We start from the raw sequence: 13,865 nt of genomic DNA, 5'->3' as shown, positions 1-13,865 counted from the left end.
TTTTTTATTTCACCACCCATGCCGGATTATGAACCTTAGGACTTTCCCCTTTCTTGTAGTATAGGTCTTCCTGTGTAGGAATAAGCAGGGTGTAGGTCTTACCCGACGGATTACTCAGGCTGGTATTTCGTAGCCATGAGTTGAAGTCTTTCAACTGCGCATAGGTGATGTTGTGTTGTTTGGCAAAAGTTGCCAGGTCGGGGATAGAGGAAAATACCTTCACCTCTTTGAACTGCATGGGCTTATAGAGATGATCCGGCCTTATAACGAATCCATATTGCTGCGGATTTTCGAAGATCTGTTTGATGGCGAGCATCCGGTAGTAATAGCGGGAAGTCTCTTCCACCAACCAGAGGTCGAGCGAATCGTCTACCCCCTGGTCTCTCAACCCGTTGGTGATACGCGCCTGACCACCGTTATACGACAACGCAGCGGCACTCCATGAACCGTGCCTGTGGTAAGCTTCTTTCAGATAGTGACAGGCAGCCACAGTCGATTTTTCCACATGGTAACGCTCATCCACATCGGATGTTGTCTCCAGCCCGTATTGTTTACCCGTGCTTTGGAGGAACTGCCAGAGTCCTGCCGCACGTGCGGGAGAGACCGCCCTGGGATCCAGACTGCTTTCTATTACCGCCAGATACTTCAGGTCATCGGGAACTCCTTGCTGTTTGAGGATAGGTTCGATGATCGGGAAAAAGCGGTTTGCCCTCTTGAAAAGCAGTAGGGTGGTGGAATGGAAGTAGGTGAAACTGTTCAGTTCCCTGTCCATTCGTTCCCGTTTATCATAGCGATCAAAAGTGATCTGCTCTCCTGCGAACTCCATACTTTCCGGAATGGCTACCGAGGCTGTCATGGAGAGTACCAACGGTCTTTCCGATTCAGCTTTTTCGATGTTGTCCCCTGATGTGAGGATAATGAAAAATACACCCAGTCCTGTTATTAATATTGGAAAAGAGATCAATAGTGTCGATTTCTTCATTCTTGTTTTAACTTTGTGAATTCTTATAATATTCTCCCGGCGATGTGGATGCCGGTATATTTTTGAGTTGAACAAAGATAATCCTTTTTTTGGAAATTTGGAAATGAGAAGTGAGAACTCAGATTTTTCCTATATATTCGCACTTCGTGTTATTCGGCTTTGCCGTTATTCATTTGCTCCACTCATGTTTAATAACTGAACATCAATCGAATAACAATCGAACAAAACTTTATTCTTTATTATAAAAAATATGAAACTAAAAACGCCAGGATCAGTAATTAGGGCACATGATATAAACCGGTTCAGATTTCGTGACACCCCTTTTGTGAAGTTGATGAACAAACGGATCTACAACATCCTGATGGTGGCTTCCAGGTATGATATGTTTATTCTTGAAGATGACGGCCGTGTCGATGAGCAGATATTCAACGAATATACTTCGCTCAACCTCCGTTATCCGCCACGATTCACACAGGTGGCGAGTGGAAAGGAGGCGCTTGCGGAACTGAAGCAAAATCATTATGAATTGATCATCTGTATGCCCAACATGGATAACAGCGATACATTCGATCTGGCAAAACAGATCAAGGCGCGTTATTCCGAAATTCCGGTAGTATTGCTCACACCTTTTTCCAAAGCGGTCACCCAATCATTACGGAAATCGGACCTGAGCGGAATCGATTATGTTTTCAGTTGGTTGGGAGATACCGATCTGTTGCTGGCTATCATCAAAATTATTGAAGACCGGATGAATGTGGAGCACGACGTGAAGACGGTCGGTGTGCAGACTGTGATGTTGGTGGAGGATTCCGTTCGCTTCTATTCTACAGCCTTACCATTGCTTTATAAGTTTGTACTTAGTGAATCGAAGGAGTTTTCTAAAGAGGCACTCAACGATCACTTGCGAATGCTTCGCATGCGCGGGCGGCCAAAAATATTACTTGCCCGTAATTACGAGGAAGCGGTCACCTATTATAAAAAGTATGGTGATAATATGCTGGGTGTGATCAGTGATATGAGTTTCAATATTGATGGGGAGAAGGATAAATTAGCCGGCAAGCGGCTCGGCGAATGGATCAGGAAAAAAGATCATTATATCCCTATTATATATACTTCTTCCGAATCGGAGAACCGTAAATATGCTGCTGATGTGGATGCCGTATTTATTGATAAGAATTCCAAAACTTTTCCGCAGGATCTTCGCAAGGCGATTAAGGAGAATCTGGGATTTGGAGATTTTATTATTACTGATCCCAACACCAAAGAGGAGATATTTCGCATCAAGAATCTGAAGGAATTGCAGATGAACATCCGCAATATTCCCGATGATGCTTTGTACTATCACCTTTCGAGAAACCATTTTTCCCGGTTTTTCTATTCCCGCGCCATGTTTCCTGTGGCAGAGATGCTTAAAAAGATAGATGTTTCGGAATATGCCAATATGCACGACGCGCGTGAACTCATCTATGCCACTATCGTACAATACAGGCGAATGAAGAATACCGGGGTGGTGGCTGTCTTCGAAAAAGACCGATTCGATCAGTATTCCAATTTCGCCCGTATAGGAGAGGGATCGCTTGGAGGTAAAGGGAGAGGACTGGCCTTTATAGGCTATATGGTGAAAACACATCTGGAGTTGAACAACAACCAGAATTTCCCCGTAACTACTCCCAAGACGGTAGTGCTTTGTACCGATATCTTCGATGAATTCATGGAGGCGAACAATCTCTATCCGGTCGCCCTTTCGGAACTGGAAGACGAGATGATCCTTAAACATTTCCTTGCCGCCAAGCTTCCGAAGCGGTTGGTAAGTGATTTCCTCGTATTTTTTGAAGCGATAGATACTCCGATTGCCATCCGTTCGTCGAGTTTGCTCGAAGATTCACAGTATCAGCCGTTCGCGGGGATTTATTCCACCTACATGATCCCTTATGTGAACGATAAATATGAGATGGTGCGTCTACTCAGCAACGCTATCAAAGCGGTATATGCTTCTGTTTTCTATAAGGATAGCAAGGCTTATATGGCTGCCACGCAAAACCTGATCGATCAGGAGAAGATGGCGATCGTCTTGCAGGAGGTGGTCGGCTCTCAATATGGCGGCCTGTTCTACCCTGCCATCTCGGGTGTGGCCCGTTCTCTTAACTATTATCCTATCGGGAACGAAAAACCGGAAGATGGCATTGTGAGCATAGCCTTCGGGTTGGGAAAATATATTATGGATGGTCATACAGGTCTCCGTTTTTCTCCGCTCCATGCATCCAATATTCTGCAACTGAGTTCGCTCGATCTGGCGCTGAGTGATACCCAGACCCGCTTCTATGCACTTGACCTTCACTCGGAGATAAAAGATTTTATGATCGACGACGGGTTCAATCTCTTGAAACTTCGTCTCAAAGAAGCAGAAAAAGAGGGCCCTCTCAGGTATGTGGCTTCTACTTATGACCCTCAGGATCAGGTTATCCGGGATGGCTATTATGAAGGAGGACGCAAGATCATCTCTTTCGCCAATATTTTACAGCATGGAATGTTTCCTTTAGCGGAGATCCTGGACAAACTGTTGAAAGCAGGGCAGAAAGAGATGGGGCGACCGGTAGAGATAGAGTTTGCTGTAGATATTGAAGATAAGCAGTTTGCCTCTTTTTATGTACTACAGATCCGTCCCATCGTGGATAATAAGGAGGTGGTACATGAAAACCTGGAAGCGGTGGAGCCGACCAATACGCTACTGTTTTCGAAAAATGCGCTCGGAAATGGGATATCCAACGATGTATATGATGTGGTTTATGTGAAATCCACAACTTTTGACGCTTCGAAAAACGGATTGATAGCCCGTGAAATAGAGGCGCTGAACAGCCGTTTCGCTGCGGCCGGTACCAATTATGTGCTGGTTGGCCCGGGACGGTGGGGTTCTTCCGACCCATGGTTGGGTATCCCCGTGAAATGGCCGCATATCAGCCAGGCACGGGTAATTGTAGAATCAGGGATAGAGAATTACCGTATAGAACCGAGCCAGGGAACTCATTTCTTTCAGAATCTGACCTCCTTTGGTGTGGGATATTTTACAGTGAATCCCTTTGCTGAGAACGATGGATTTTTCGATGAGGAGTTTTTGAATGCACAACCAGCCGCACATGAGACGGAATTTATCCGGCAGGTACATTTCGATCAGCCGGTGATCATCAAGATAAATGGTAAAAAGAGAATAGGAGTTGTGATGAAACCGGGAAAATAATTTTATTTTAACTTTATGTATTGATAGTTAAATTGTTATGGGTGGGTGGCGGAGTTTTTTTGCTGTTAATGAGTGTTGTAAATATATTAATCATAGTTAAAAACAGGGTTTTCATGCAGCGTTTCGCTTTTTTACTCATCTGTCTTATGTGTCTACGAGATCTCAACCACACAGATTATACTATTTTTTAACTATTAAAAAAAGAGAGTTATTATGAAAAAGATTTCTATTTATGTATTGAGCCTGATACTGTCAGGAGCATTTTTCGTTTCATGTGAAAAAGATGATAATAACAGAGGATTGACTCTGGACAAAAATAACGCTGAGCTGATTATCGGCGAGGAAACTGCGGTAAAAGTAAGTGGCGGGGTAGCTCCTTATGAAGCGACTGCGGCTGATGAGACGGTAGCCGAAGTAGCGGTGGATGGTAGTGATGTAACCATCAAAGGGTTGAAAGAAGGTAATACTACCATCAAGGTAACCGATAAAGAGGGTTCGGAAGCTACCATAACCGTTGCTGTGAAAGAAGATCCTTTTGAGGATGAAAAAGATGATGCCACCGTACGTATCAAATGGGATACGTATGAGAAGATTGCAGGTACGGATGAGGGTACCTTTACACTGACTAAGTCCGAAGATAAGATCGTCACTTTTTCATGGACAAATGAAGAGGGAGATGAATCATTGGTATTGGCATTGAATGACCCTGAAGATAGAATCGGAGGCGATGCCGATGAAGAAGAGACTGCTTCTGTAAGAGAATCAGTGGTTGTTGCGGGAGAACTGACGGTAACCGTTGAAGGGGAAAGTACCGACTATAATGTAACTTCGTGGAGGCTTGTACAAGCTCAACCTGCCGATGGAGAAGAAGGAACTCCGGATACTTACTGGATTGCCTTTACGGCAGATGGTAAAACAGGACTCTGTGTAGCTCCGTTGACGGTGGAAACAGAATAATAAAAAAGTTTGTTTTTTACTTTACCGGTATCTTCTTTCAATGCATGCTACGAAAGAAGATACCGGTTTTTTTGATTTTGAAAATAGCTCCCCTGTATTATCCTGTTTCCTCCTGTTCTATTCCTTTTTTAATCAAAACAAAAAGTATCTGAAATTGTTAAATGGATAGTGCAAATTATTCGCAAACAACACCCCTATGAATAAAATTTACCTCACACTGCTCCTTCTGGCATTTGCTTCAGGAGTATTTTCCCAGAATAACCGACCGATGAACAAAGACTATTATGCAAATGAGTGGGCAAAGGTGGCTGAATTCGAACAGAAGTCACTTCCCCAATCGGCTTCAGAAGCTGTAAGCAACATTTTACGCAAGGCGATAGAGGATAAAAACAGTCCCCAGGTCATCAAGGCTTTGATCCATCAGGGGAAATATGACCTGGCACTGGATGCACAAAACGATACGCTTATCTTCCGGAATCTGAATGAAATGTTGGAGAAAAGCAGTGATGTAGTGGAACAATCGGTCTTGCATTCCATGCTGGGAGAGTTATACCTGCAATACTATCAGAAAGACCGGTGGAATATTGATCAGCGTACCGAGTTAGGAGATTTTGTACCTGCCGATATGAAGGAGTGGACGCGTAACATCTTCTTTAATAAAGTAGTGGAGCATCTGAATGCTTCTGTTGCTCCGGAGGAGGAGCTAGTGAAGGTAAAAGTGGAATCTTATGCAGCCGTAGTGGAATTGGGCAAGGATTCGCGAAGGTTTTATCCCTCTATGTACGACTTTCTGGAACGGCGTACCATAGAGTTGTCCGGGCAAATCGACCAGGATGAAGACCTGAGTCGTCTGCTGGCAAAGAAAAATATCTCTCAGGAATCGTTGTTTGCAACGGCAGATAAATTTGTGAATTTGTCATTCGATCCCCAGCCGGGGGAATATGGGGTGTGGGTGCTTGAAAATTACAAAAAGTACTTAACGTCGTTACTTGGCAGAGGAATGCGTCAATCTGTTTTGCTGACCGAACTTGATAAGCTCGACTATTTGGGGCGATTGAATAATGCCTATGAGGCACATGCTTTACTGTCGTTGGAGACACTTTTGAAGGAATGGGAAGGAGAGGAGTTCAGTGTAGAGATCATCGATAAACTCTGTGATTTTTATCTTCGGGAAATTGGTTTGATCAACGACGAAGATACAATTCAGAAGAAAGAGAAAACAGGAGAGATGTATCAATTGCTGAAAAAATCTATTACTGCTTTTCCAAAATATGAACGTATCTCGATACTTCAGAACAGGTTATCGCGACTTATACAACCGTCTTTTACCGTCACCGGAGCAAATACTTTCCCAAAAGAAGGAAGAAAAGAGCTGAAAGTGAATTTCAGAAATGTTCAGTCCCTGACTGCCAAACTTTATCGTATCAACTCACCTCTGGAGGTGTTGGAAGAAAAGTCGAAAGTGCGAAATGGAATAGCTGAAATGCGTGTCTTGATTGGGGAAATTCCCATATCCCTGCCCGATGCACCGGAATATTGGCATGGAGAAACATCGTTCACGATCAATCCTGAAGGCTTCGGTACCTATATGTTGACTTTTAGCTCTTCACCTGAAACCAATGATAACAGTGGGGCCGAGTATTATTTTTCGGTCTCTGATATGGGTGTTTTTGCCCGGAGATCGTCCGATAACCGATATGACTTCTTTGTGGTGGACAGAACTACCGGTGCACTTGTTCCCAATGCCAAAGTCAATATTTATAAACTGCCGGGCAACTGGAACAATTCGCGGCTTACCCGGGATCAGTCGCTCACCACCAATGAGTACGGACTGGCTGTGTATGATAAAAAAATCCCGAATAACGATGTCTTTTATCATGCTGTCTCGGAAAACGATAGGGGTTCAATGTTAAGTAGTTTGCCTTCTGCTTATTATAGTTACTCCGACCGGAAAAGTGAATCAGGGGAAATGACAAATATCTTCACCGATCGGAGTTTGTATCGGCCCGGACAGACGGTTTATTTTAAGGCAATTCAGGTTCGTTCGAATGCCGGGAAGCAGTCTGTTATTGCCGGAAAATCCCTTGAGTTGGTGTTGAGGGATGCCAATCACCGGGAGATCTCGAAGCAGACGATAACGACCAATGAGTTTGGCTCCGTAGCGGGTGAGTTTGTGCTACCGCAGGGTGTTTTGCCGGGTCACTTTACCATAGGAACCGGGCAGGGAAGTGTGGGCTTTAGGGTAGAGGAATACAAACGCCCCACATTTGAAGTAACATTCGACAAGATAGAAAAAACATATAAATTTGGTGAGGAGATCACACTCAAAGGGAAAGCGGAAAGCTTTTCAGGTATCAGCCTGCAACAGGCGAATGTGGAATATCATATTACGCGCATGCAGATGTGGTGGCGGATATGGGGTGGAACCAATGAGCATTATCTTGCCGGAAGTGTGACAACTGGTGAGGATGGTGGTTTCGAGATTAATTTTACGCCAGAAAAGCCGGATAGTCAACACTCTTCCAAAGCAGTTTATTCGTTTGTGGTGCAAGCTACGGTAACCGATATCAACGGCGAAACACAGACAGCCTCTTATACCGTGACGGTGGGAGATATCTCTATGTTGCTTTCTCTTGAAATGCCAGACCGATGGGTAAAGGAAAGTGATGAGACGATTGTTGTCTCAGCCAAAAATCTGGACGGTAATGATGTGAATGCCGTCGGAACCTATCAGATCTTTTCCCTGCAGGAGAACGACTCCATCCGTCAGCTGGCTGCCGAGGGAGAATTTAAAACAGGTGAGCAGCCGGAACTGAAAAAACAACTGGCCGGTTTACCATCGGGAAAATATAAAGTAAAACTACAATCGAAAGACGACAGGGGAAATCCCATTGAAACAGAGAAAGATATCATACTCTTTTCATATTCTGATAAACGTCCCCCTGTGAAAACCAACGAATGGTTCATCCAAAAAGACACCCGCTTCTCGCCCGGTAAAAATGCGGAAGTGATTCTGGGAGTGTCTGAAAAAGTACATGTTTTGTATGAATTATGGCAGGAAAATAATCTGCTGGAGCGGAAATGGATCGCGTTGGACAATGAAAACCGGCTCTTCTCCCTTCCGTATAAAGACCAATATGAGGAAGGTGTTACCCTGATGCTTACCTATGTGAAAGGGGAGAAGTTTTATAACCATAGGGTGGATCTCCTTCCCGAAAAGGAGAAGAAGGAACTGAAGGTGACACTGGATGTATTCCGTGACAGGATCCGCCCCGGCGCGGAAGAAGAGTGGCGGGTCACGGTGGCCGGTGCGGATGGTAGCCCTGTACAGGCAGAGGTACTGGCATCGATGTACGACTTCTCACTCGATAATATTTATCCATCACAAAGTTGGGACTTGTCTGCCTTTTCGGTTACACGGTATTTTTCAAGGATGGGACTGGCAAGCGATCAGTCGTTCTATCCAGCAAGAGCTGTTAGCACCCTGCCTGTGCAGTGGAAGAACGTGGCTCCTTTTGAGTTCGACCGTTTTAATTGGTTCGGCTATTCTCTGTTCTATTCCGGCAGGATGATGCTGAGAAGTGCCAAAGCAGGCAGTGCACAAGTGCAGATGTATGCTGGTCCGGAGGAAATTATCGTAGTGGAGGATCTTGCCGGCCAATCTTCGGATATGGCAATGGCGGAAGAAATCGAGATTACCGGTCGCGAAGGAGTTCCGCCCCCTCCCCCGGCACCTGCCTCCGAACAGTTCGGGCAAGAAAACGAAGCCCCTCAGGTACGGCGTAATTTCAACGAGACCGCTTTCTTTTTCCCCCATCTCAGAACCAATGGAAAAGGTGAGACACAGATTGCCTTTACAGTCCCCGAGAGCAATACCCGGTGGCGTTTCCGCGTGCTGGCGCATGATAAGAAATTGAATACAGGTAAGGCCGAAGCTTTTACCGTGTCGCAAAAAGAGCTGATGGTGACGCCCAATATGCCGCGGTTCCTTCGTCACGGCGACAAGACGGCTATTTCTACCAAAATATCCAACCTTTCGGAGGATGCGATCAGCGGTAGTGTGAAGCTCGAATTCTTTGATCCTGTCACCGAAGAGATCATTAATAATATATCGTTTGAAAACCGTGAGCAGACATTCTCATTACAGCAAGGCGCTTCCTCCGATGCTTGGTGGACTTTTGATGTGCCGAACGATATCGATATCCTCGGTGTCCGGGTCGTAGCCCGGAGCGAACAGTTTAGCGACGGTGAGCAACATGCGTTGGCAGTGCTTCCCAACCGGATGCTTGTGACCGAAAGCATGCGGATGGACCTGAGCGGGGAGCAGACGAAAGAGTTCACCATGGACAGGCTGGTCAACAGGTCGTCACAAACCATACAGGATTACCGGTTGACGCTTGAGTTTGCCTCCAATCCCGCCTGGTATGCGGTACAGGCTTTGCCTGTATTGGGAGAACCGGAGAGCGACAATGCGGTTTCATGGTTTGCCTCCTATTATGCCAATTCATTGGGTACACATATCGGAGAGGCATTTCCGAAAGTGAAAGCAATGGTAGAAGCATGGAAGAAGCAAGGAGGCAATAAAGAAACTTTCCTCTCAAACCTTGAAAAGAATCAGGAACTGAAGAGCGTGTTACTGGAAGAGACTCCATGGGTGCTGGAAGCCAACAATGAGGCAGAACAAAAAGAGAGGTTGTCGTTGTTGTTCGACCTGAACCGCAGCCGCAACCTTACCACCACGGCTATTGGCAAGCTGCAGGACCTACAAACCAATCAGGGCGGCTGGAGCTGGTTCAAAGGTTTTAATCCCAGCGTAAGTATTACGCAATATATCCTGTACGGATTTAACCAGTTAAAAGAACTCAAGGCTGTTGAATTCTCTGACGACATCCTTTCGATCCAGGAAAAAGCAGTGTTCTATATTGATACTGAGGCTGCACGTCGTTTTGAGACGCTGAAAAAGTATAACAAAGACTGGAAAAGTATTAAAACTATTTCAGTTACCGATCTCGAGTATCTCTATGTGCGCTCCGGTTATACCGCGTATCCGTTGGACAAGGAAGGGAAAGAGATGACCGACTTTTATCTCTCTGTCATTGAAAAGAACTGGACACAATACGGGTTGTATGAGCGTTCGCTTATTGCCGTGTTGATGAAGCGGGAAGGAAAAACAGGTATTGTAGATGGTATATTGAAATCTTTCCGTGAACATGCCGCCCATTCGGAAGAGATGGGTATGCATTGGGCCAATAATCGTGCGCAGGTATTTATGTCGCAATCTGCCGTTTCGGTGCATACCTTTATCATGGACGCTTTCCGTGCGGGTGGAGCCAGGGCTGCGGAAATGGATGAGATGAAGCGATGGCTGCTGAAACAAAAGCAGACACAGTTGTGGGAAACAACCCATGCTACGGCAGATGCCATATATGCTTTACTAAGCAGCGGAAGTGACTGGTTCACCACCGGCGGAGAAACAATCATTTCACTGGGAAAACTGCGTGTGGAACCTGAGAACAAAGAGTTGGGAAGCGGTTATTTCAAAGAGTCGTGGAGCCGTACTGAAATAACTCCTGAAATGGGTAAGGTCACGGTTACACATCAGGGCAATACTCCTGCGTGGGGCGCACTCTACTGGCAATATTTCGAGGATATGGACAAGATCGGAAAAACCGATGCTTCTCTCGACATAGAAAAGCAGCTTTTTGTGGAGCAGACTACTGCATCCGGATCGCAATTGGTACAGATTACAGAGGATAGTCCATTGAAGGTAGGAGATAAGGTGGTGGTACGTCTGACTGTACGGAGCGATCGCGATCTGGAGTTTGTCCATCTTAAGGATATGCGTGCAGCTGCTTTTGAGCCGGTCAATCAGATTTCAGCTATGGGGTGGCAGAACGGGATTCCCTATTATCAGACATCGAAAGACGCCTCTACCGGCTTCTATTTCGATAACCTGCCTCGGGGTACCTATCTGTTTGAGTATGGGGTGTATGTGAGCCGGCCAGGCAGCTATTCCAACGGTATCACTACCATTCAGAGTGTGTATGCCCCTGAATTTACCTCACACACTGCCGGAATAAGAATAATTGTTAAAGAATAAACAAGCTTTAAACGAATTTGTTACTTTTGTGTCTTTAGATATTGAGAAAATTGCAATTCTCAAAATGAAGAGGGTGATGAAACTGATATATTTTGAATAAAGGTTCCATACACCGAAACAAAAATAAAATGATCATATGATGAAGAAGTTAAGTTTAATAGTATTATTTGCCGTTTTGGTGAGTGGCATGGCTTTTGCACAGCAGAAACCGGAAATGGATTTTAAGAGAACAGAACATAATTTCGGGACTATCAAAGAAGAGATAGGCGCGGTTTCCACACAGTTTGAATTTACCAATACAGGCAAGAGTCCTCTTATTATACAACGGGTATCGGCATCGTGCGGATGTACCACTCCCAGTTATACAAAAGAGCCGGTGTTGCCGGGTAAAAAGGGAACCATTTCCGCCACTTATTCCACCGTACGTCGTCCAGGTACATTTAACAAAACGATCAGAGTGTACACGAATGTTCCCGATACGGTATACGTACTCACTATTAAAGGGAACGTAACGCCCAAACAATAAATGCCGCTTCGATTGATAATACAGGCCGAATGAGCTATCTTTGCAGGAGTTCATTCGGTTTTTTAATTTGCTTACAATATGATGGAACATCCCGAGAATGATCCGAGATATAAGGGACTTATTGTCAATAAAGGTGTTGTCCGCCCGCCCAGTGTGAATCCTTATTTACAGAAAAGGACAAAAGAACATGAGCGTTCTGTGACGGAATATGCAGAAGGTATTTTGTCAGGCAACAGGGTAGTGCTCAGTCAGGCTGTGACACTGGTGGAGAGTTCACGACCCGAACATCAGGAGAAAGCGCAGGCTATTATTGAACAGTGTCTCCCTTATGCCGGTAATTCAATCCGTGTGGGTATAACGGGCGTTCCCGGAGCCGGGAAAAGTACTTCTATTGATGCATTCGGGATGCATCTGTTGCGAAACGGACATAAATTAGCGGTACTGGCTATTGACCCTTCGAGTGAGCGGTCGAAAGGGAGTATTCTGGGAGATAAGACAAGGATGGAGAAACTCTCTTTAGAGCAGAATGCCTTTATCCGCCCTTCTCCTTCAGCGGGATCATTGGGAGGTGTGGCGCGCAAGACCCGCGAAACGATTGTCCTCTGTGAAGCAGCCGGATTTGATTATGTATTTGTGGAAACCGTAGGTGTAGGGCAGTCGGAGACAGCAGTCCACTCCATGGTGGATTTCTTTTTACTGATCCAGCTTGCCGGTACGGGTGATGAGTTACAGGGCATCAAACGGGGAATCATGGAGATGGCCGACGGCATTGTGATTAATAAAGCTGATGGAGACAATATTGAAAAAGCCAAGATGGCTCAGCGTCATTTCAGCAATGCGCTGCACCTTTTTCCACTTCCGGATTCGGGGTGGCTACCCAAAGTGCTGACTTATTCCGGATACTATAACCTGGGTATTGTGGAAGTATGGGAGATGGTGCACAAGTATATCGATTTTGTGAGAGAAAACGGTTATTTCGAGCGTAAACGGCAACAACAGGCGAAATACTGGATGTACGAAACCATCAATGAACAGTTGAGGAACAGCTTCTACCGCGATCCGGAGATTATCCGGTTATTGCAAAAACTGGAGGATGATGTCCTTGGGAACCGGAAAAGCTCCTTTATCGCAGCCAGAGAAGCGCTTGACAAATATTTTGCACGAAAATAAAAATCAGCCCAATGAATGACATATAAACTTTTTTTCTAATTTTGTGTCATTGTCAAGACGGCGCACTCTTCTAACGGTTAGGAAAATTGTTTCTCAGGCAATGAATAGCGGTTCGATTCCGCTGTGCGCTACTTCACTAACCTCAGTTTGTATTCCTATGCCATATTATGGAAGACGTTCTGGACGTCTTCGTCCTCTTCAAATTTTTCCAGCAGTTTTTCGATCTGAGCACGTTGCTCTTCGTTGAGATCTTTGGTGTCGCGCGGAATACGCTCGAACTCGGCTGAATGGATCTCAAAACCATTCTCTTCCAGATAGCTCTGAATATCGGAATAGGATTTGAAATCGCCATAGAGCAGGATATCATCCTCTTCCACTTCTACTTCATCTACTCCGTAATCGATCAGTTCCAATTCCAGATCTTCCAATGAAAGACCTTCTTTGGGAGCTATCTTGAACACACACTTATGATCGAATAAAAATTCCAGACTACCGGAAGTTCCCAGTGAGCCGCCATGTTTGTTGAAATAGCTGCGGACATTCGCTACGGTACGTGTGGGGTTATCGGTCGCAGTTTCCACCACAATAGCGATGCCGTAGGGCCCGTATCCTTCATATACCACTTCCTTATAATCGGAGTGATCTTTGTCGGTCGCCTTTTTGATGGCACGCTCCACGTTGTCTTTCGGCATATTTTCTTTCTTTGCCTGCTGTATAAGCACACGTAAACGCGGATTGGTATCGGCATCAGGGCCACCCTCACGGACGGCAATAGTGATCTGTTTCCCTAATTTCGTGAATACGCGGGCCATATTACCCCAGCGTTTCAGCTTGGTCGCTTTTCTATATTCAAATGCTCTTCCCATACTGTTTATATATCCTTTTATCTAATAGT

At 45.2% G+C, this 13,865-nt stretch carries 7 protein-coding genes; 5 read left to right on the top strand and 2 right to left on the bottom strand.

Annotated elements, in window-relative coordinates; translation table 11 throughout:
- Positions 1 to 4: 4 nt before the first annotated feature.
- Positions 5 to 982, bottom strand: coding sequence for a lytic transglycosylase domain-containing protein (locus tag F597_RS0104840; RefSeq protein WP_019538589.1), 978 nt, complete (start codon positions 980 to 982; stop codon positions 5 to 7).
- Between the two features lie 250 nt (positions 983 to 1,232).
- Between F597_RS0104840 and F597_RS0104835 the strand changes: the two genes are divergently transcribed.
- The 5 genes from F597_RS0104835 (at position 1,233) to meaB (ending at position 12,970) form a co-directional block, all read left to right on the top strand.
- Positions 1,233 to 4,217, top strand: a complete 2,985-nt coding sequence (locus F597_RS0104835) for a PEP/pyruvate-binding domain-containing protein (RefSeq protein ID WP_019538588.1) — start codon at positions 1,233 to 1,235, stop codon at positions 4,215 to 4,217.
- A 213-nt stretch (positions 4,218 to 4,430) separates the two neighbouring features.
- On the top strand, positions 4,431 to 5,174 hold the full coding sequence (locus tag F597_RS21490; RefSeq protein WP_019538587.1) for an Ig-like domain-containing protein: 744 nt from the start codon (positions 4,431 to 4,433) through the stop codon (positions 5,172 to 5,174).
- A gap of 196 nt (positions 5,175 to 5,370) precedes the next feature.
- Positions 5,371 to 11,274, top strand: coding sequence for an alpha-2-macroglobulin family protein (locus F597_RS0104820; protein ID WP_019538585.1), 5,904 nt, complete (start codon positions 5,371 to 5,373; stop codon positions 11,272 to 11,274).
- Between the two features lie 136 nt (positions 11,275 to 11,410).
- Entirely contained in the window at positions 11,411 to 11,800 is a 390-nt protein-coding gene (locus F597_RS0104810; RefSeq protein WP_019538583.1) for a DUF1573 domain-containing protein, read from the top strand.
- A gap of 81 nt (positions 11,801 to 11,881) precedes the next feature.
- Positions 11,882 to 12,970: a methylmalonyl Co-A mutase-associated GTPase MeaB gene (gene meaB / locus F597_RS0104805; RefSeq protein WP_019538582.1), complete on the top strand. Its 1,089-nt coding sequence runs from the start codon at positions 11,882 to 11,884 to the stop codon at positions 12,968 to 12,970.
- A gap of 155 nt (positions 12,971 to 13,125) precedes the next feature.
- Here meaB and F597_RS0104800 read toward each other — a convergent pair whose 3' ends face one another.
- Positions 13,126 to 13,836, bottom strand: a complete 711-nt coding sequence (locus tag F597_RS0104800) for a YebC/PmpR family DNA-binding transcriptional regulator (protein WP_019538581.1) — start codon at positions 13,834 to 13,836, stop codon at positions 13,126 to 13,128.
- Positions 13,837 to 13,865 lie beyond the last annotated feature (29 nt).

The organism is Proteiniphilum acetatigenes DSM 18083 (assembly GCF_000380985.1).
GTDB classification, from domain to species: Bacteria; Bacteroidota; Bacteroidia; order Bacteroidales; family Dysgonomonadaceae; genus Proteiniphilum; species Proteiniphilum acetatigenes.
This window is presented reverse-complemented; position numbering and strand designations above follow the sequence as displayed.

What these genes read in the sequence shown, in the direction of transcription:
- F597_RS0104840 (WP_019538589.1), bottom strand. Translation starts at nt 982, where the DNA reads ATGAAGAAATCGACACTATTGATCTCTTTTCCAATATTAATAACAGGA.
- F597_RS0104835 (WP_019538588.1), top strand. Translation starts at nt 1,233, where the DNA reads ATGAAACTAAAAACGCCAGGATCAGTAATTAGGGCACATGATATAAAC.
- F597_RS21490 (WP_019538587.1), top strand. Translation starts at nt 4,431, where the DNA reads ATGAAAAAGATTTCTATTTATGTATTGAGCCTGATACTGTCAGGAGCA.
- F597_RS0104820 (WP_019538585.1), top strand. Translation starts at nt 5,371, where the DNA reads ATGAATAAAATTTACCTCACACTGCTCCTTCTGGCATTTGCTTCAGGA.
- F597_RS0104810 (WP_019538583.1), top strand. Translation starts at nt 11,411, where the DNA reads ATGATGAAGAAGTTAAGTTTAATAGTATTATTTGCCGTTTTGGTGAGT.
- meaB (WP_019538582.1), top strand. Translation starts at nt 11,882, where the DNA reads ATGGAACATCCCGAGAATGATCCGAGATATAAGGGACTTATTGTCAAT.
- F597_RS0104800 (WP_019538581.1), bottom strand. Translation starts at nt 13,836, where the DNA reads ATGGGAAGAGCATTTGAATATAGAAAAGCGACCAAGCTGAAACGCTGG.